This window comes from Streptomyces sp. R28 (assembly GCF_041052385.1).
Taxonomy (GTDB): Bacteria; Actinomycetota; Actinomycetes; order Streptomycetales; family Streptomycetaceae; genus Streptomyces.
The window spans coordinates 1,548,239-1,565,073 of sequence record NZ_CP163439.1 but is presented as its reverse complement, the minus strand read 5'-3'; the positions used below and the strand labels follow the sequence as shown (position 1 = coordinate 1,565,073).

The 16,835-nt window shown below is 71.8% G+C and carries 15 protein-coding genes and 1 pseudogene; 7 read left to right on the top strand and 9 right to left on the bottom strand.

Annotated features, from left to right (window positions below; translation table 11 throughout):
* Nucleotides 1-57: 57 nt before the first annotated feature.
* Together AB5J49_RS06705 and AB5J49_RS06700 are read right to left on the bottom strand one after the other, a co-directional pair.
* Entirely contained in the window at nucleotides 58-1,632 is a 1,575-nt protein-coding gene (locus tag AB5J49_RS06705) for an alkaline phosphatase (RefSeq protein WP_369167514.1), read from the bottom strand.
* 149 nt (nucleotides 1,633-1,781) lie between these two features.
* On the bottom strand, nucleotides 1,782-3,383 hold the full coding sequence (locus tag AB5J49_RS06700) for a PLP-dependent aminotransferase family protein (protein WP_369167513.1): 1,602 nt from the start codon (nucleotides 3,381-3,383) through the stop codon (nucleotides 1,782-1,784).
* Between the two features lie 47 nt (nucleotides 3,384-3,430).
* On the opposite strand from AB5J49_RS06700, the pseudogene AB5J49_RS06695 reads away from it, so the two are divergent.
* Nucleotides 3,431-4,267, top strand: a pseudogene (locus tag AB5J49_RS06695) (EamA family transporter); the annotation flags it as partial.
* Nucleotides 4,268-4,312: 45 nt separating this feature from the next.
* On the opposite strand, the gene AB5J49_RS06690 reads toward AB5J49_RS06695, so the two are convergent.
* Nucleotides 4,313-5,143, bottom strand: coding sequence for an alpha/beta fold hydrolase (locus AB5J49_RS06690; RefSeq protein WP_369167512.1), 831 nt, complete (start codon nucleotides 5,141-5,143; stop codon nucleotides 4,313-4,315).
* A gap of 204 nt (nucleotides 5,144-5,347) precedes the next feature.
* Here AB5J49_RS06690 and AB5J49_RS06685 point away from each other — a divergent pair, with 204 nt between their 5' ends.
* Both AB5J49_RS06685 and AB5J49_RS06680 read left to right on the top strand, forming a co-directional pair.
* Nucleotides 5,348-6,232: an RNA polymerase sigma-70 factor gene (locus tag AB5J49_RS06685; RefSeq protein WP_369167511.1), complete on the top strand. Its 885-nt coding sequence runs from the start codon at nucleotides 5,348-5,350 to the stop codon at nucleotides 6,230-6,232.
* 171 nt (nucleotides 6,233-6,403) lie between these two features.
* Entirely contained in the window at nucleotides 6,404-7,165 is a 762-nt protein-coding gene (locus AB5J49_RS06680) for a GntR family transcriptional regulator (RefSeq protein ID WP_369167510.1), read from the top strand.
* A gap of 114 nt (nucleotides 7,166-7,279) precedes the next feature.
* Here AB5J49_RS06680 and AB5J49_RS06675 read toward each other — a convergent pair whose 3' ends face one another.
* The 3 genes from AB5J49_RS06675 to AB5J49_RS06665 form a co-directional block, all read right to left on the bottom strand.
* Nucleotides 7,280-8,437 carry an ROK family protein gene (locus AB5J49_RS06675; protein ID WP_369167508.1) on the bottom strand — a complete coding sequence of 386 codons (1,158 nt, stop codon included), beginning with the start codon at nucleotides 8,435-8,437 and terminating at the stop codon, nucleotides 7,280-7,282.
* A gap of 155 nt (nucleotides 8,438-8,592) precedes the next feature.
* Complete coding sequence (locus AB5J49_RS06670) at nucleotides 8,593-9,255, bottom strand: response regulator (RefSeq protein WP_369167507.1); 663 nt, start codon at nucleotides 9,253-9,255, stop codon at nucleotides 8,593-8,595.
* 14 nt (nucleotides 9,256-9,269) lie between these two features.
* The gene (locus AB5J49_RS06665; RefSeq protein ID WP_369167506.1) at nucleotides 9,270-10,439 is read right to left on the bottom strand and encodes a sensor histidine kinase; all 1,170 of its coding nucleotides are present in this window, start codon (nucleotides 10,437-10,439) and stop codon (nucleotides 9,270-9,272) included.
* A gap of 108 nt (nucleotides 10,440-10,547) precedes the next feature.
* Here AB5J49_RS06665 and AB5J49_RS06660 point away from each other — a divergent pair, with 108 nt between their 5' ends.
* From AB5J49_RS06660 to AB5J49_RS06650, 3 genes are read left to right on the top strand one after another with little or no spacing between them, the layout of a single operon-like run.
* Entirely contained in the window at nucleotides 10,548-11,468 is a 921-nt protein-coding gene (locus AB5J49_RS06660; protein WP_369167505.1) for an ABC transporter ATP-binding protein, read from the top strand.
* A 2-nt stretch (nucleotides 11,469-11,470) separates the two neighbouring features.
* Nucleotides 11,471-12,196 carry an ABC transporter permease gene (locus tag AB5J49_RS06655; protein ID WP_369167504.1) on the top strand — a complete coding sequence of 242 codons (726 nt, stop codon included), beginning with the start codon at nucleotides 11,471-11,473 and terminating at the stop codon, nucleotides 12,194-12,196.
* Nucleotides 12,197-12,237: 41 nt separating this feature from the next.
* The gene (locus tag AB5J49_RS06650; RefSeq protein WP_369167503.1) at nucleotides 12,238-12,666 is read left to right on the top strand and encodes a hypothetical protein; all 429 of its coding nucleotides are present in this window, start codon (nucleotides 12,238-12,240) and stop codon (nucleotides 12,664-12,666) included.
* A gap of 4 nt (nucleotides 12,667-12,670) precedes the next feature.
* On the opposite strand, the gene mug is transcribed toward AB5J49_RS06650, so the two are convergent.
* Together mug and purB are read right to left on the bottom strand one after the other, a co-directional pair.
* Nucleotides 12,671-13,219: a G/U mismatch-specific DNA glycosylase gene (mug, locus tag AB5J49_RS06645; RefSeq protein WP_369175065.1), complete on the bottom strand. Its 549-nt coding sequence runs from the start codon at nucleotides 13,217-13,219 to the stop codon at nucleotides 12,671-12,673.
* Nucleotides 13,216-14,658: an adenylosuccinate lyase gene (purB, locus tag AB5J49_RS06640; protein ID WP_369167502.1), complete on the bottom strand. Its 1,443-nt coding sequence runs from the start codon at nucleotides 14,656-14,658 to the stop codon at nucleotides 13,216-13,218. Before purB ends, mug begins: the two co-directional genes overlap by 4 nt.
* A gap of 579 nt (nucleotides 14,659-15,237) precedes the next feature.
* Between purB and AB5J49_RS06635 the strand changes: the two genes are divergently transcribed.
* A complete protein-coding gene (locus AB5J49_RS06635) occupies nucleotides 15,238-15,954 on the top strand; it encodes an LPXTG cell wall anchor domain-containing protein (RefSeq protein WP_369167501.1) in 717 nt (238 codons plus the stop codon).
* Nucleotides 15,955-16,018: 64 nt separating this feature from the next.
* Here AB5J49_RS06635 and AB5J49_RS06630 read toward each other — a convergent pair whose 3' ends face one another.
* Nucleotides 16,019-16,801, bottom strand: coding sequence for an SGNH/GDSL hydrolase family protein (locus AB5J49_RS06630; RefSeq protein ID WP_369167500.1), 783 nt, complete (start codon nucleotides 16,799-16,801; stop codon nucleotides 16,019-16,021).
* Nucleotides 16,802-16,835 lie beyond the last annotated feature (34 nt).

Here is a 16,835-nt window from a genome sequence, read left to right as displayed (position 1 = left end):
CGTGCCGCACACCGGGGGATGACACCGGTGCGCGGCACGGGTTTCAGGCTACGGGAATCACTGACCGACCCGGCCCGGCTGCAGAACCTGCGTGAACAGCACGGTGCCGTCCGACTCGCGCAGGCGCACCGTCAGCTCGCCGCTGCCGCCGTCGATGTCGACCTCGCCGAAGAACTGGTAGCCCCCGGCGGGCGAGACGTTCGCCGTCTTCGGCGCCTTGATGAACACCCGCTCCGGGCCGAAGGTGTTGTCCAGGGTGTTCGCCGGGAACGCGCCCGCGTTGAGCGGGCCGGAGACGAACTCCCAGAACGGCTCGAAGTCGGTGAAGGCCGCCCGCGACGGCTGGTAGTGCTGGGCCGAGGTGTAGTGCACGTCCGCGGTCAGCCACACCGTGCCCGTGATCCCGCGGTGCTTGATGAACCGCAGCAGCTCGGCGATCTGCAGCTCACGCCCCAGCGGAGCCCCCGGGTCGCCCTGTGCGACGGCCTCGATGTTCGGCTTGCCGTCGGTGGTGTCCGGTACCACCAGGCCGAGCGGCATGTCGGAGGCGATCACCTTCCACACCGCACGGGAGCGGGACAGTTCGCGCTCGAGCCAGTCCAGCTGCTCGGCGCCGAGGATGCCCTGCGCGTCGGTGGCCTGGCCGTCCGTCGAGTTGGCGTTGCGGTAGGTCCGCATGTCCAGCACGAACACGTCCAGCAGCGGACCCTGATGGATCACCCGGTACACGCGGCCATCAGGGCGGCGCAAGGTCGAGAGGGGGAAGTACTCCGAGAACGCCTGCCGGGCGCGAGCGGCCAGGACGTCGACGTTCTTCTCCGTGTAGCGGGCGTCGCCGAGGATCTCACCCGGGTACCAGTTGTTGGTCACCTCGTGGTCGTCCCACTGGATGACGGACGGGACCTGGGCGTTGAACCGCTTGAGGTTCTCGTCCAGCAGGTTGTAGCGGAAGTTGCCGCGGAACTCGGTCAGCGTCTCGGCGACCTTGGACTTCTCCTCGGTGGTGATGTTCCGCCAGGTGCTGCCGTCGGGCAGGGTGACGGCGGCCGAGATCGGGCCGTCGGCGTAGATGTTGTCGCCGCTGCAGAGGAAGAAGTCCGGGTCCAGCGCGGCCATCGCGTCGTAGATCCGGTAGCCGCCGAAGTCCGGGTTGATGCCCCAGCCCTGCCCGGCCAGGTCGCCCGACCACACGAAGCGCACGCCGTCACGCCGCCGCGCGGAGGGCGTACGGAAGGTGCCGGTGACCGGCTCGCCGGTGCGGCGCGGGTCGTCCGGGTCGGCGAGCAGTACGCGGTAGTGGATCTGCTCGCCGGACGGCAGACCGCGCAGCCGGGTCGTGCCGGTGAAGTCCGTGCCGGCGCCGAGCAGCGGGCCCTGCCATCTGCGCGTGCTGCGGAACGACTCGGTCGCGGACGTCTCGACGATCATCCGGGCCGGCCGGTCCGACCGCACCCACACCAGCCCCGAGTCGCAGGTCACGTCTCCCGCCTGCACTCCCCACCCCGCCTTGGGACGACCCGACAGGGCGAACGCCGGTGCGGAGCCGAGCGCCGTGGGCAGGGTGAGCGCCGCCGAGGCGGCGAGCGAGCCGCGCAGAACGCTGCGACGGCCCGGGAACGGACGGTGTGACATGGAGGCCTCCAGGGGCGGGATCCGGCCAATGTGCAGTGCCACAACTACTGGTGCGCCGCAGCGCACACGGAAACCACAAGTGAACAACTGACCGCATCGGCAAGGAACCCGGGCAGCCATGCGGGCGACAGGCAGACGTACGGTTCCGGTCACCTACCGGTAGCCGAAGTGCCCCGGCCGGAGACCGCCTCGGCCATCAGCCGTATGCCCGCCCGGATCCGTGTGGGCGACAGGTGCGCGTATCCCAGGACCAGCCGCACGCCGGGCCGGCCGCTGTCACCGGCACGCGCGTGTGCGTAGTCCGTCAGGGGGCGCACCGCCACACCGGCCGCGGCCGCGCGCGAGAGGAACCGCTCCTGGGGTCCGTACCTTTCCGGCAGTGCGGCGATGACGTGCAGCCCCGCGGCGATCCCGGTCACCTCCGCGCCCGGAAAGTGCTCCTCCAGAGCGGCGACGAGGGTGTCGCGACGCTCCCGGTACGCGCGCTGGCAGCGGCGCAGCTGGCGGTCGTAGTCACCACGGTCCAGGAACCGGGCGAACAGCGCCTGATCCAGGGTCGGATGACCGAGATCCATCGTCCGTTTGCGCTCGACGACGTCCTCGGCCAGTGACTCCGGTACGAGCAGCCAGCCGAGCCGCAGGCCCGGGGCGAGGGACTTGCTGACCGACCCCGCATACGCGACGCGTTCCGGGTCGAGCCCCTGGAGCGCACCGACGGGGGCGCGGTCGTACCGGAAGTCGCCGTCGTAGTCGTCCTCGAGGACGAAGCCCTCGACGGACCGTGCCCAGGCGAGCAGCTCGGTGCGGCGCCGCGCGGAGTAGGCGATGCCGGTGGGGAACTGGTGGGCCGGTGTCGTGACGACGGACCGTACGCCGGACTCCCGCAGTGGGCCCATGGCGAGCCCCTCGTCATCCAGCGGCAGCGGCAGGGTGGTGACCCCGGCGGCGGCGTAGAGGGCGTCGTGCTGCGGGCTTCCGGGGGCCTCGACTCCGACTTCGAGCATCCCGCGCGCGTGCAGCACGAAGCCGAGCAGCGTCGTCGCCTGCGCCACGCCGGAGACGACCACGATGCGCTCGGGGTCCGCGACGACGCCGCGCCGGCGAGCGAGCAGTTCGGCGAGTGCCGTACGCAGCCGCGGCAGCCCGCGCGGATCGGGATAGCCGAGCTCGTGGTGCGGCAGCTCGGCCAGCACCCCGCGCTGGGCCGCCGCCCACGCGGCACGCGGGAACAGCGACACGTCCGGCGACCCGGGTACGAAGTCGGCGCCGGCGTCCGTGGAGCGCGGAGCAAGGTCACGCGCGCGTGGCCGGGCGGCCCGTACGGCATCGCCCACCCAGGTCCCGGCACCCCGGCCGCTGCGCAGATAGCCCTCCGCCGTCAACTGCTCGTACGCCTCGGTGACCAGCCCGCGTGACACACCGAGGTCGGCGGCGAGACCCCGGCTCGACGGCAGCCGCGTACCCGGCGCGAGCCGCCCCGACCGCACCGCCTCACGCAACGCCGCCTGCAGGGAACGCCCACGCGCGCGTGCAGGCGCCGACGCGGCAGGCAGGAGCAACTCCCAGGCGGGCGAGGACACATGACGCTCGGCGTCGCCCGCGGACACCCCTGCCGTGCGCTCCGTATGCCCCGTGGGATCGCTCGCGGGCGACCTCGCGGTGGTCCTCACCTGCCCCGGGGGATCCGTCGCCGACGGCGCCGCGGCGGACCGCGCCGGCCCTCCGGCGGAATTGGTCTCCGATGGAGTCATGAAAGTGGACCTTAATCCGGACCGCGGCGCTTCCTAGCGTCGCTGCCATGAACGCCACCACCATGCGCGGTGCTCTGCTCGCCGCGCTCGCCTGTGTCCTCGTCGGAGGGTCCTTCACCGCCAACAGCCTCCTCGGCGACTACCCGTACGCAGGCGGCCAGTCCCTGCGCTACGGCCTCGCCTGTCTCCTGCTCGTCCCGCTGGCGGGGCGGGACGCCACGGCCCGGCTGCGGGCACTCGCCGCCGGTCAGTGGGCCCGCCTCGCGGTGCTGGCGGCCGTCGGCATGGTCGGCTTCAACCTCGCCGTCATCGCCGCCGAGCGCACGGCCGAACCGGCGGTGCCCGGTGTCTTCGTCGGCTGTGCACCCGTGGTCGTGGCCGTGGTCGTCCCCCTGCTGGACGGACGCCGCCCCCAACGCACCGTCCTGTACGGGGCGTTGATCGTGGCGGCGGGCGCGTTCGCGGTCCAGGGCTGGGGCCGCGCGGACGGCACAGGCATCGCCTTCTCCGCGTGCGCTCTGGTGGGCGAGGTCGGCTTCGCGGTCCTCGCCGTGCCCGTGCTGCGGCCCCTGGGACCGCGGCTGCTGTCCGCCACCGTGTGCGGGATCGCCGCCGGGGAGTCCGCGGCGGCCGGGCTGCTGCTGGACGGCACCGCGTGGCTGCGGCGCCCCGACGCCGCCGAGACCGTCGCGCTGCTGTGGCAGGCGGTGGTCGTGACCGTCGTCGGCTTCGTGTGCTGGTACATCGGCATGCAGCGGATCGGAGCCGAGCGCGCCACGCTCTTCTCCGGCCTCATCCCGGTCGCCGCCGCCTGCACCGCCCCGCTCGTCGGAACGGGCTCCTACGGCGCCGTCCAGGCTCTGGGCAGCGCACTCGTCGGCGCCGGAGTCGCCCTGGGCTCCGGCGCGTTGACGCGTGCCCCGCGCGGGTCAGCGGCTGCCGTCGAGGATGACGCGCGCGACCAGGGCCGGGTCGTCGTTCATCGGGCAGTGGCCGCAGCCGGGCAGCCTGACGAGACGGGCCCGGGGAATGATCTGCTTGGCGCGCACCCCTTGCCGGCGCACGAGCAGCCGGTCCCTGCTGCCCCACGCCACGGTGACCGGGATGCCGGGGATGTCGTCGGCGAACCGGATGGTCCGGCCGGCCCGGAGGGTCTGGTCGAAGCCCGTGGCCCGCGCCAGCGCGAGGGTCTCGGCGATCACGGCCTCGGGTGAACGGCGGCCCGGGCGGGCGTATATCGAGCTCGTCAGGACCGTACGACCGGCCGCCGACCGGGACAGCTGCTCCACCAGCGGCAGCGGCAGCAGCCGGGAGATGTGCCGCATCGCGAGCAGTACACCGAAGGCATAGCGTCGCTCGGCCTCGGACCAGAACCCGGCCGGTGACAGCGCGGTGACGGACCGTGCGAGCTTCTCCCGGCCGAGCTCCAGCGCGATGAGTCCGCCCAGGGAGTTGCCCACGACATGCGGCCGGTCGAGTTCCACGGCCTCGCAGAAGGCCGCGAACACGGCCGTCGTCGTGGCCAGGTCGTAGCTGAGGCTGTCCGGCAGGCCCGGAGAAGTGCCGAACCCGGGCAGGTCGACGGAGATCACGTCACGCTCGGCCGCCAGGATGTCCACCACCGGGTCCCACACCTGCCGGTGGTGACCGATGCCGTGCAGCAGGAGCAGTGGTTCACCACGCCCCACGCGCGCGTAGTCGACGCTCACGCTCTGCGGGCCGCGGGGAGAGGGGACGTCGAAGGAGACGGTGGCGGACATGGGGGTGCTCCTCGTCTGGGACACGCTGACGGACGGCGTAGACAGCTTGTCAGCAATTACTACCGGCGGGTAGCCCCTGGCGTCCGCCGACCTGGAAGACGGATGACCCCTCAACGCGTCCAGCGCATCGCGAAGTTGACCCGTCATGCCCGGTGGCGCCGATTTCGCCTGGACACAGCCGGACGCGTCGGCTGGGATGGTGAGGTGACCACCGACATCGAGACCGACGTCTTCGAAGAGCACCGCCCCGTTCTCCTGGGGGTCGCCTACCGCATGCTCGGCCGCGTGGCCGACGCGGAGGACGTGGTGCAGGAGGCATGGTTGCGCTGGTCCGGCGCCGACCGGTCGGAGGTGCGCGAACCGCGCGGTTATCTGGTGCGCATCACCACCCGCCTCGCCATCGACCGGCTGCGCCAGGTCAAGGCCCGGGGCGAGACCTATGTCGGCCCCTGGCTGCCGGAGCCGTACGTCACCGACTTCGGGCACACCGTCCCGGACAGTGCGGAGCGGGCCGTCCTCGCCGACTCCGTCTCCCTCGCCGTCCTCGTCGTCCTGGAGTCGCTGTCGCCGCTGGAGCGGGCGGTGTTCGTCCTCAGGGAGGCCTTCGGGTATCCGTACGCCGAGATCGCCGCCATGCTCGACCGGGGCGAGGCGGCGGTGCGGCAGCTGGCGGGGCGGGCCCGCAACCACGTCGACGAGCGGCGGCCGCGCTACGAGGTCGACCCCGTCCAGCGGCGCGATCTGACCGAACGGTTCCTGGCCGCGGCGGCAGAGGGGGACCTGGACGGGCTGATGTCCCTGCTGGCCCCGGACGTCCGCCTCGTCGGCGACAGCGGCGGAAAGGCCAAGGCGCCGGTGCGGGTCCTGGAGACGGCCGACAAGGTGGGACGCTTCCTCGTCGGCGTCACCAGGAAGGGTGTCCCGGACCTGTCCTTCCGGTTCCTGGAACTCAACGGTGGCCCCGCGGTACTGGTGCGCTCCGGCGACAAGCCCGACAGCGTCTTCCAGCTGGATGTCCTGGACGGGCGGATCCAGTCGGTCTACATCATCCGCAACCCCGACAAACTGACGTCGCTGGCAACGGCCTAGATCTCGCCGCCGCATCACGGATGTGGCAGCGCATGCCACTCCCGTGAGCGTTCCCGGCTATTGGTCTTGACCAAGCTTCAGGGCCGCCCTATGGTCGCAGAGAAGTGAAACAACCTTTAATAAACAAGGGCGCTAAAACGCCGATGGGCCACGGCGATTGCGGAGGACAGGGTGGGGACCACGCAGCTGGAATCGGTGCCGGAACCGAAGTACTGGCACCTGAGGACCGTGCTCAGTGAGGCACTGGAATCCGAGTTCTCCGTAGGCGAGATCCTGCCCAACGAGCGCGACCTGGCCGCCCGCTTCGGCGTCGCCCGGGCCACGCTCCGCCAGGCACTGGAACAGCTCGAACTGGAAGGCAGGCTGCAGCGCCGCCGCGGCGTGGGTACGACCGTCGCGCCGCCGCGCGTGGGCGTGGCCGTCGGCACCGAGCAGCACGCCTGGCCGGGTGCGGCCGACGACGTCTGGCAGCCTGTGGACTGCACCCTGGCGGTTCCGCCCGCGTCCGTCGCCGACGCCCTGGAGAGCGGCCGGGACGAGCCCGTGCACATCGTGCGCCGCTCCCGCGTGACGCACGGGCAGCCCGTCGCCGCCGAGCTGCTGTACATTCCGCAGTCGTCGGTGCCCGACCTCTCCGCCATCGACACTCCGTCCGGAGCGGCACGCGCGCGTGCCGTGCTGCGCGAGCTGCAGCGCCGGGAACTGGAGGGCCAGGAGAACGCCGTCGAGCTCGGCTCGGCCCGCGCGGACGACGCCAAGGAGCTGGACCGTCTGCCAGGGGCGCCCGTCCTCGTCGTGACCACCCGCTACATCGCCGGGGGCCGCGCCGCGGCGCTCTCCGTCGCCACGTACCGCGCGGACACGTGCCGGCTGACCTTCGGCGACTCCGGCGGCGTGGAGATCCACCAGGACCCGGAACGCCGGGCGTCCTGACCGCCGTACCAGCACCTGCCTCGCGCCCCGGAGCCGCTCCGGGGCGCGACGCGTTCACCAGCACACCGGACACTCACTGCATCGGGGCGAACCGGCGGCTGACCGCCGAGCGCGTCAGCGCCGCCCCGTCACCGTCCCCTCCACCGCGAACAGCTGCTCCTCCACATGGTCCAGGGCCAGCCGCAGCGCGCCCGTCGCCACCGCCGCCTCGCCGAGCAGGGACAGGGCGACCTTCGGCGGGCGCAGGCAGTAGCGGGCCAGCTCGCGCCGCAGGGGCTCCAGTACGCCGTCCAGTCCGGCCGCCCAGCCGCCGATGACCACCAGCTCGGGGTCGAGCGCGAGGACCAGGGCGGCCACGTCGTGGACGAGGCGCTGGATGAAGCGGTCGACGGCCGCGCGGGCCCCCTGGTCGCCCTCTCGGGCCTGCGCGAAGACCTCGGCCACGGCGTGCTCGTCGAGGGGCCGCAGCGGCTCGTCCGTGGTGGACAGCAGCGTCTCCGGAGTCGCCTCCCGGCCCAGCAGATGCAACGCGCCGATCTCGCCGGCCGCCCCGCCGAAGCCCCGGTGCAACTGCCCGCCGATCAGCGCCCCGGCACCCGGACTCAGCCCGGCCAGCACGAACACGACGTCGTCGGACTCGGTGGCCGATCCCTTCCAGTGCTCGGCCACCGCCGCCGCGTTGGCGTCGTTCTCCACCAGGACCGGGCACTTGAAGGACCGGCTCAGCCGCTCGCCCAGGCGCAGCCCCGTCCACTCGGGCAGCGCGGCGCCGAGCCGCACGGTGCCGTCCGCCTCGACGATGCCCGGCGTCGCGACGCCCACGGCCCGCAGCGAGCTGCGTGCGACACCGGCCCGGCGCAGCAGTTCGGCGACCGCCGTACGCAGCCGTTCGAGCCGCTCGTCGGCCGGAGCCGTCTCGTCGACGTCCTTCGTGATGGAGCCGAGCACCCTGCCGTCCAGGTCGGCGAGGAGCGCGGCGACCCGATGCGACCCGATGTCCACGCCCAGCAGATGACCGGCCTCGGCCCGGAACCGGAACCGCCGCGCGGGCCGCCCCTGCCGCCGGACGACACTCTCGTCGGCGGCCTTCTCGACGACGTAACCCGCCTCGATGAGGCCCTCGACCACGCCCTCGACGGTCGGGCGGGACAGCCCGGTGACCCGGGTGATCTCCGTCAGCGTCGCGGCGTCCGTGGCACGCAGCGCGTGCAGCACCACCGCGGAATTGATCCTTCGCAACAGCGAGGGATCCCCGCCGGTCAGCTGCCCCAACGTCCGTCCTCCCAGCTCGTGCGCATGTTGGCCGGATGCTACTCGCCGGGACGGGCGCGGGCGAGGGGTGGGCACCTGTCGGCCTACTGACCGGTCCGTTCACCGAGACCGTCGAACCGGCCGTCGGGCCCTGCTGCTCACCCCGCCGGCCAGGGTCACCCCGGCGCCACGAACCCCGACTCGTACGCCGTGATCACCGCCTGCGTGCGATCCCGCGCCCCGAGCTTCGCCAGGACGGCGCTCACATGCGACTTCACCGTCTCCGTGCCGACGACCAGCCGGGCGGCGATCTCCGCGTTCGACAGACCGCGCGCCATCAGCCGCAGCACCTCGGCCTCCCGCTCGGTCAGCCGCGCCCGCTCCAGTACGGCGCGCGCCGCCCGGTTCCCGCCGTCGTCGCCGTACTGCGCGGCGAGCTGCCGCACCGAGGCGGGGAACAGCAGCGACTCGCCCTCGGCCACCAGCCGCACCGCGTGCACGATCTCGGCCGGCCGGGCCCGCTTCAGCAGGAAGCCGTCGGCACCGGCCCGCAGCGCCTCGTACACGTACTCGTCGTTCTCGAAGGTCGTGATGACGACGATCTTCGGCGGATCGTCGACCGTCCGCAGCACCGCGCGCGTGGCCTCGATCCCGTCCAGCAGCGGCATCCGCACATCCATGGCGACCACGTCCGGCCGCAGCTGCCGCACCAGCGGAATCACCGCCGCCCCGTCGGCCGCCTCCCCGACGACCTCGATGTCGGGCTGCGCCTCCAACACCGCCCGCAGACCGGCGCGTACGAGGGGTTCGTCGTCGACGAGGAGAACGGTGACCGGCATCCGGTCAGCGTAGATCAACCGAGCGGGAGCTCCACATGTACCTGCCAGTCACCTGCGTCGGGGCCGGTCCGCGCGCGTCCGCCCAGCAGGGCCGCGCGCTCGCGTATCCCGCGCAAGCCGCTGCCTCTGCCGGGCCCGGGTATGTCGGCGGTGAGCGGATTGCGGACCTGCAGACCGAGGGTGCCGTCCGTGACCTCGATGCGGATGCGCACCGGGACGGCGCCCGCGTGCCGCAGCACATTGGTCAGCGACTCCTGCAGGATGCGGTAGCCCTCCCGGGAGACCGGGCCCGGCACCGTGTCCAACGGCCCACTCATGTCGACGTCGACCTTCGCGCCGGAGGCACGCGCGGACTCCAGCAGACGGTCGGCGTCCGTGAGCGTCGGCCTGCTGCTGACCGGGCGCTCGGACTCGCGCAGGACGCCGAGGACGCGCTCCAGGTCCTCCAGCGCGGCCCGGCCGGTCTCCTCGATGGCGTCCAACGCCCGGTCGGTGAAGGCCGGGTCACCCGCCGCGCGCGCGGCACCCGCCTGCACCACGGCCACGGTCAGGGCATGGCCGATGGAGTCGTGGAGTTCGCGGGCGATGCGGGTGCGCTCCAGAAGCTGCTCGGTGCGCTCCTCCAGGGCGGCCAGGCGCTCGGCGGGGGAGGGGCCCAGGAGCCGGAGGGCGACAGCGGTGATGAGCCGGCCCGAGCCGACCACGGTCAGCGCCAGCGCGACCAGCGGCACGGGCGCGAGCAGGAGGTGCCACCAGTGGTGGCCGTCGAGGTGGAGCAGCACGCTCCCCTCGGCCCCGCCGCCGAGGGCCGACGACACCAAGTCCACCGAGGAAAGCAGTAGTTGGGCGCTGAACATCGAGGTCGCGCAGCCGAGCAGGAGCCGAGCCTCCAGCCACACGACGAGCCGCCCGCGGTCGCTCCAGGAGGCGGACGGCGCCACGACGATGTCGGTGCTCGCACTGTCGTGCCGGTGACCGGTCAGCAGCAGCCTTGCCTGCAGCCCCTCCACAGTGCGCATCGCGGGCACCAGCCCGACGGGGGCGAGCAGCACCGCAGCCAACGCCCAGGTCCACCACGCTTCCTGGATGAACAGCAACATCGACGGCCACACGATGGCGATGAACAGATGCAGCAATCGTGTGTACGTCACCGCCCGGCCGAACGGGCGCAGCAAGCGGACCATTTCGTCATCGTGCCAGCGACCACTGACAACGGACCTCCCCCGCACGGGGGAGACGATCTCCTCGGGCGGGGGAGTCCCCGACCCCGCACGAACGGCCAGGCTGCTGCCATGACCAGCATCGACGTCCAAGACCTCACCAAGGAGTACGGCACCCGCCGGGCCGTGGACCACCTCACCTTCCGCGTCGAGCCCGGCCGCGTCACCGGCTTTCTCGGCCCCAACGGCGCCGGGAAGTCCACCACCATGCGGCTCGTGCTCGGCGTGGACCGGCCGACCTCCGGAACCGCCACGATCGGCGGCCGCGCCTACGCCACGCTCCACGAACCCCTGCGCCACGTGGGCGCGTTGCTCGACGCCCAGGCCGCGCACGGCTCCCGCACCGCTCGCGACCATCTGCGTGTCCTGGCCGCGAGCAACCGCATCCCGAACCGCAGGGTCGACGAGGTGCTGGAGGAGACGGGGATCGCAGCGGTCGCCCGCCGACGGGTGAAGACGTACTCCCTGGGCATGCGCCAGCGGCTCGGCATCGCCGCCGCCCTCCTCGGCGACCCAGAGGTGGTCATGCTCGACGAGCCGTCCAACGGCCTCGACCCCGAAGGCATCATCTGGATACGCCAGTTGCTGCGTCGTCTCGCGGGGCAGGGGCGCACGGTCCTGATCTCCAGCCACCTCATGAACGAGACCGCGTCCTTCGCCGACCACCTCGTGGTCCTCGGCCGGGGCCGCCTGCTGGCCGACACCCCGATGCGGGAGTTCATCCACGCGCGCGTGGAACCCCGCGTCCGCATCCGCACCACGGACGCCACCGCCCTCAAGACCGCCCTCGCCCGACACGGCCACGATGCCGTCCAGCACGAGGACGGGCACTGGACCGTGCACCACGCGCGCGTGGACGACATCGGCCGCCTGATCTCCCAGGCGGGCGTACCCGTCCTCGAACTCGCCGCGGAAGAAGGCACGCTGGAGCAGGCCTACCTGGACCTGACCGCGACCGAGACCGAGTTCACCGCGCCGCCGCAGGAGGCCTGACCATGGCATTCGCACCCGTGCTCCACACGGAGTGGCTCAAGATCCGTACGCTGCGCTCGCTCCCGGGAGCGCTGCTGGCACTGTTCGCCGTGACCACCACGTTCTCCGCGGTGGCCGGCGTCTCCGAGGACTCGGATCCGGAGTTCGACGCTCTCTTCATGGCGCTGTCCGGCGTCCTGCCGGGCCAGATCGCGGCCATCTCCTTCGGCGCGCTGGCCGTGTCGTCGGAGTACCACGGCGGTGCGCTCCGGCTCTCGCTCGCCGCGGTCCCCAGACGTGGACGGTGGTTCGCCGCCAAGATGACGGCCATCGCCGTGCCGACCCTGCTCGTCGGACTGGTCACCGCCTTCACCGCGCTCGTCGTGGCACGGGCGGGACTCGGCTCCGCGGCCGGTGGACTCACCGTGGCCGAGCAGGTGCGCGGGGTCGTGGGCTGCGGGATCTACCTCACGCTGATGGCCTTGTTCGCGGCCGGCCTGACCGCCCTGCTGCGCAGCGGTGTCGCCACGCTGTCCATCCTGATCCCGTTCATCCTCGTGGTGTCGTTCGTGATCGGCGACGCCGCCGGCACCGTCGCGGACTTCCTGCCGGACAGGGCGGGGCAGATCGTCATTCACCAGACCTACGACGGCACCCTCGGGCCGTGGTCGGGACTGACGGTGACCGCGCTGTGGACCGCGGCGGCGTTGCTGGCGGGGGCGTGGAGCGTGCGGCGGCGGGACGCCTGACGGCACGCCAATTGTCAGTGGCGCCGGGTTTACTGGACCACATGAACATCGCACGGCACATCGCCCTCGTCGACGAGCTGTGCTTCCGCCCGTTCTCGGCGGAGCACACCTCGTGGGACGGGGGCGAGAGCGGACCCGGCTACCACGTCGTGGTTTTAGAGAGCAGTCAGGGTGACTGTGGGACGCGTGCGGTGACGGTGGAGCAGTACGAGAAGTACCGCGACGCCCTGTACGAGCAGTTCGCGCCCCGCTGGGGAGAGACGGACCCCTACAACCTGCAGACCGTGGTGCTGCGCACCGCACACGAGGAGATACCCAAGCCCTGGGCCTCGCTCAGCGCCCGTGCCCGCTTGGCCTACCTCTGGGAGGCGGAGGGGACAGGCCGTTGGGTCGCGGTCGTGGTCGCCGACCTGGACGAGGCGGACGACGTGCGGCTCCTGGCCGTGGTCACGGAAATCGCCCCACCGTGACCCGTCAGCCCTCTTCCGCCGCCACCCGCAAGCGCGCGAACTCCTGCGCCATCGTCGCCGCCGTCCAATGCGCGTTCAGCCCGCTCGGATTAGGCAGCACCCACACGCGCGTGTCCCCGATCACCCGCTCCTGCGGGCCCACCTGAGCCTTGCGGTCGTCGAAGGCGGCGCGATACGCGGTGACGCCCACCACCGCCAGCCACCGCGGCCGTAGCCGCGTCACCTTCGCCGCCAGCAGCCGCCCGCCCTCGCGGTACTCCTCGGCGCTCAGCTCGTCGGCCCGCGCGGTCGCGCGCGCGACGACGTTCGTGATGCCGAGCCCGAAGGAGGGCAACTCACCCTGCTCCGACGGTCTCATGAGCCTCGGCGTGAACCCGGACAGGTGCAGGACCGGCCAGAAACGATTGCCCGGGCGGGCGAAGTGATGGCCGGTCGCGGCCGTCATCAGACCGGGGTTGATGCCACAGAACAGCACGTGGAGGCCGTCCGCGACGACGTCCGGCACCAGACGGTCGCGAGCGGCCTCCAACTCCTCGGCGGTGAAGCGCGTCAGAGGATCGCCCCGGGCGTGTACCCCGCGGCCTCGGGGCGCTGCTTCACGATCTCCTCGACGCGGCCCACGACGACGCCGACCTGGTCGGCCGCGGCACCCGTGAAGGACAGCTTGTCGGCCATCAGCGCGTCCAGCTGGACGCGGTCGAGCGGGATGCGCTCGTCGGCGGCGAGCTTGTCGAGCAGCTCGTTGCGCTCGGCGCCCTGCTCGCGCATCGCCAGCGCGGAGGCGACGGCGTTCTCCTTGATCGCCTCGTGCGCCAGCTCACGGCCCACGCCCGCGCGCACCGCGCCCATCAGCACCTTGGTGGTGGCGAGGAACGGCAGGTAACGGTCCAGCTCCCGCGCCACGACCGCCGGGAAGGCACCGAACTCGTCGAGCACCGTCAGGAACGTCTCCAGCAGCCCGTCCAGCGCGAAGAACGCGTCCGGCAGCGCGACCCGGCGCACCACCGAGCAGGACACGTCGCCCTCGTTCCACTGATCGCCCGCCAGCTCGCCGGTCATCGAGGCGTAGCCGCGCAGGATGACCATCAGGCCGTTCACGCGCTCACACGACCGCGTGTTCATCTTGTGCGGCATCGCGGAGGAGCCGACCTGGCCCGGCTTGAAGCCCTCGGTCACCAGCTCGTGCCCGGCCATCAGCCGGATCGTCTTCGCCAGCGACGACGGCGCCGCCGCCAGCTGCACCAGCGCGGTCACGACCTCGTAGTCGAGCGAGCGCGGGTAGACCTGGCCGACCGAGGTGAACGCCTGCGAGAAGCCCAGGTGCCCGGCGATCCGGCCCTCCAGGTCCGCCAGCTTCGACGCGTCCCCGCCGAGCAGGTCCAGCATGTCCTGGGCCGTGCCCACCGGGCCCTTGATGCCGCGCAGCGGGTAGCGGCCGAGCAGCTCCTCGACCCGGCCGTACGCGACGAGCAGCTCGTCGGCGCCGGTCGCGAAGCGCTTGCCCAGCGTCGTGGCCTGCGCGGCGACGTTGTGCGAGCGGCCGGCCATGACCAGCTCGCCGTACTCACCGGCCAGCTTGCCGAGGCGGGCGAGGACGGCCACCGTACGGTCGCGCACCAGCTCCAGCGAGAGCCGGATCTGCAGCTGCTCGACGTTCTCCGTGAGGTCGCGGGACGTCATGCCCTTGTGCACGTGCTCGTGCCCGGCGAGGTCGTTGAACTCCTCGATCCGCGCCTTCACGTCGTGCCGCGTGACCTTCTCGCGCTCGGCGATGGAGGCCAGGTCGACGGTGTCGAGGACGCGCTCGTAGTCGGCGATCGCCTCGTCCGGCACCTCGATCCCGAGGTCCTTCTGGGCCCGCAGCACGGCGAGCCAGAGCTGCCGCTCGAGCTTCACCTTCTGCTCGGGGGACCAGAGCGTGGCGAGCTCGGTGGAGGCGTAGCGTCCGGCGAGGACGTTCGGGATGCGGGGCTTGGCGGGCGCAGAAGTCACGTGTACGGAGTTTACCCGCCGCCCAGAGGGCCCCGATCGTCCCTATGGTCCAGAGCGGCCCAGGTCAGCAGTGCTCTGGACACCGCCCTCGTGCCGGTCCACGAGACGGATGTGAGAAGGACGCCGCTGTCGCCGTCGGAGTGAGACCGTCGGCCGCATACGGGTGCGATCGGGTGAATTCCCTGGCCGTCGACGCGTCCTCGTTTCCGGGACCTCCCCATCTCGTTCATAGTCTGCAGGTCGTGGCGAGTGTGAACGTGCGGCATCACGGCTCCTGCGATGACCTCGCAAATTCCGGCAATCGACAAGATCGCGTCAATGACCGACGTCGGCTTCCCCATTCCGCCTGAGAGAAAGACAACGAGAATGCGACAGGTCCTGACCAGGGGGTTGATCGTGGCCGCTGCCGCGACAAGCGCCCTGTCTCTATCCGGCACGTGGGCGTCCGCTGCCCCAGGCATGCAGGGGACCGTGGTGAACTCCGCCGCTGCATTGTCGGGCCGTACGGATCCATGGGAACCGGACGGGTTGGACGGGCTGGATGACAAATTCGGCCAGATGCAGGAAAAGTTCGGCGCGATGCAGGACAAATTCTATGAGCTGAATGACAAATTCACCTCGCCGGATTACCCGGAGTCCGCGTCCGAACACGACACCTCCGGCTATGGCGACTCCGGCTACGGCGCCGACAAGCCGAGCAGCCACGGCTACGGCCACAGCAACGGCTACGGCTACGAAAAGCCGAAGGACCACGGCTACGGCAAGGAGAAGCCGAAGGACCACGGCTACGGCAAGGAGAAGCCGAAGGACCACGGCTACGGCAAGGAGAAGCCGAAGGACCACGGCTACGGCTACGGCAAGGAGAAGCCGAAGGAGCACGGCTACGGCAAGGAGGAGTCGAGCGGCTACGGCTACGGCGACGAGAAGCCGAAGGACCAGGGGTACGGCAAGGAGGAGTCGGACGGCTACGGCTACGGCGACGACGAGTCGAGCGGCTACGGCTACGGCGACGAGGAGCCGGGCGGCTACGGCTACGGCGACGAGGAGCCGGGTGGCTACGGCTACGGCGAGGAGGAACCGCACACACCCGAGCCCACGCCCAGCGAGCCCACCACGCCAGAACCTCCCCACACGCCCACCCCGCCCAAGACGCCGCCGGCGAAGCCGGATCACCCCCAGATGCCCGAGACCGGCACCAACACCGCAGCCATCGTCGGAGGCATTGCCGGCAGTGGGGCGCTGCTGGTCGGCGGAGCCTTCCTGTACCGGCGAAGCCGCGCCGCGCGTCAGCAGTAGCGCACACCTGTGACAGCGCCCGGTGCCCCTCCAGGGAGCACCGGGCGCGTCCCGTTGTGCGGCTCTACGCCCCCGGGCCCTCGTACGGCAGCAGTTCCGGCCGTTTCGGCGGCAGCCCGTCCCCGGACGACCGCCCTGTGAGCCGGCGTCCGATCCACGGCAGCAGATACTGCCGGGCGAACCGCGCGTCCGCGACCCGCCGGGCGGCCCACCCCGGCGGCAGGGTGGCCGGCATCGGGGTGCGCCACTCGGTGTCCTCGGGGTCGTAGCCGAGCGCCTGCCACACCGCCTCCGCGACCCGGCGATGCCCTTCGGCCGTCAGATGCAGCCGGTCCACGTCCCACAGGCGGGGGTCGCTGAGCGACGGGGCCCCGTACAGGTCGACGACGACCGCGCCGTGCCGCTCGGCCAGCTCGTCGACGCAGACGAACAGCTCCTCCATGCGCGGCCGGAACCGCTCCAGGACGGGCCCCTGCCGCCCCGGGCTGCGCATCAGCACCAGCTGCCGGCACGACGGGGCGAGCTTCTCCACGGCCTCCTCCAGGAGTCCGCGCACCCGCCCCATGTCGCACTTGGGCCGCAGCGTGTCGTTGAGCCCGCCGACCAGCGTGATCACATCGGCGCCCATCGCGGCCGCCACGTCGACCTGCTCCTCGACGATCTGCCCGATCAGCTTCCCGCGCACCGCGAGGTTGGCGTACCGGAAGTCGGGCGTATGGGCGGCCATCCGCCCGGCGAGGAGGTCGGCCCAGCCCCGGTAGGAGCCGTCCGGGAGCAGGTCCGACATGCCCTCGGTGAAGGAGTCGCCGACCGCGACCAGGCTGGTGTGAGTTGGGTTCGTCTGCATGGCGACAGAGATGGTAACCCGGCTCCATACCCAG

Bases quoted from the DNA above. Each gene is read 5' to 3' on its own strand.
- AB5J49_RS06705 (WP_369167514.1), bottom strand. From the start codon at position 1,632: ATGTCACACCGTCCGTTCCCGGGCCGTCGCAGCGTTCTGCGCGGCTCG.
- AB5J49_RS06665 (WP_369167506.1), bottom strand. From the start codon at position 10,439: ATGGTCCGCTTGCTGCGCCCGTTCGGCCGGGCGGTGACGTACACACGA.
- AB5J49_RS06650 (WP_369167503.1), top strand. From the start codon at position 12,238: ATGAACATCGCACGGCACATCGCCCTCGTCGACGAGCTGTGCTTCCGC.
- AB5J49_RS06635 (WP_369167501.1), top strand. From the start codon at position 15,238: ATGCAGGACAAATTCTATGAGCTGAATGACAAATTCACCTCGCCGGAT.
- AB5J49_RS06690 (WP_369167512.1), bottom strand. From the start codon at position 5,143: ATGTCCGCCACCGTCTCCTTCGACGTCCCCTCTCCCCGCGGCCCGCAG.
- AB5J49_RS06655 (WP_369167504.1), top strand. From the start codon at position 11,471: ATGGCATTCGCACCCGTGCTCCACACGGAGTGGCTCAAGATCCGTACG.
- AB5J49_RS06700 (WP_369167513.1), bottom strand. From the start codon at position 3,383: ATGACTCCATCGGAGACCAATTCCGCCGGAGGGCCGGCGCGGTCCGCC.
- AB5J49_RS06630 (WP_369167500.1), bottom strand. From the start codon at position 16,801: ATGCAGACGAACCCAACTCACACCAGCCTGGTCGCGGTCGGCGACTCC.
- AB5J49_RS06660 (WP_369167505.1), top strand. From the start codon at position 10,548: ATGACCAGCATCGACGTCCAAGACCTCACCAAGGAGTACGGCACCCGC.
- AB5J49_RS06670 (WP_369167507.1), bottom strand. From the start codon at position 9,255: ATGCCGGTCACCGTTCTCCTCGTCGACGACGAACCCCTCGTACGCGCC.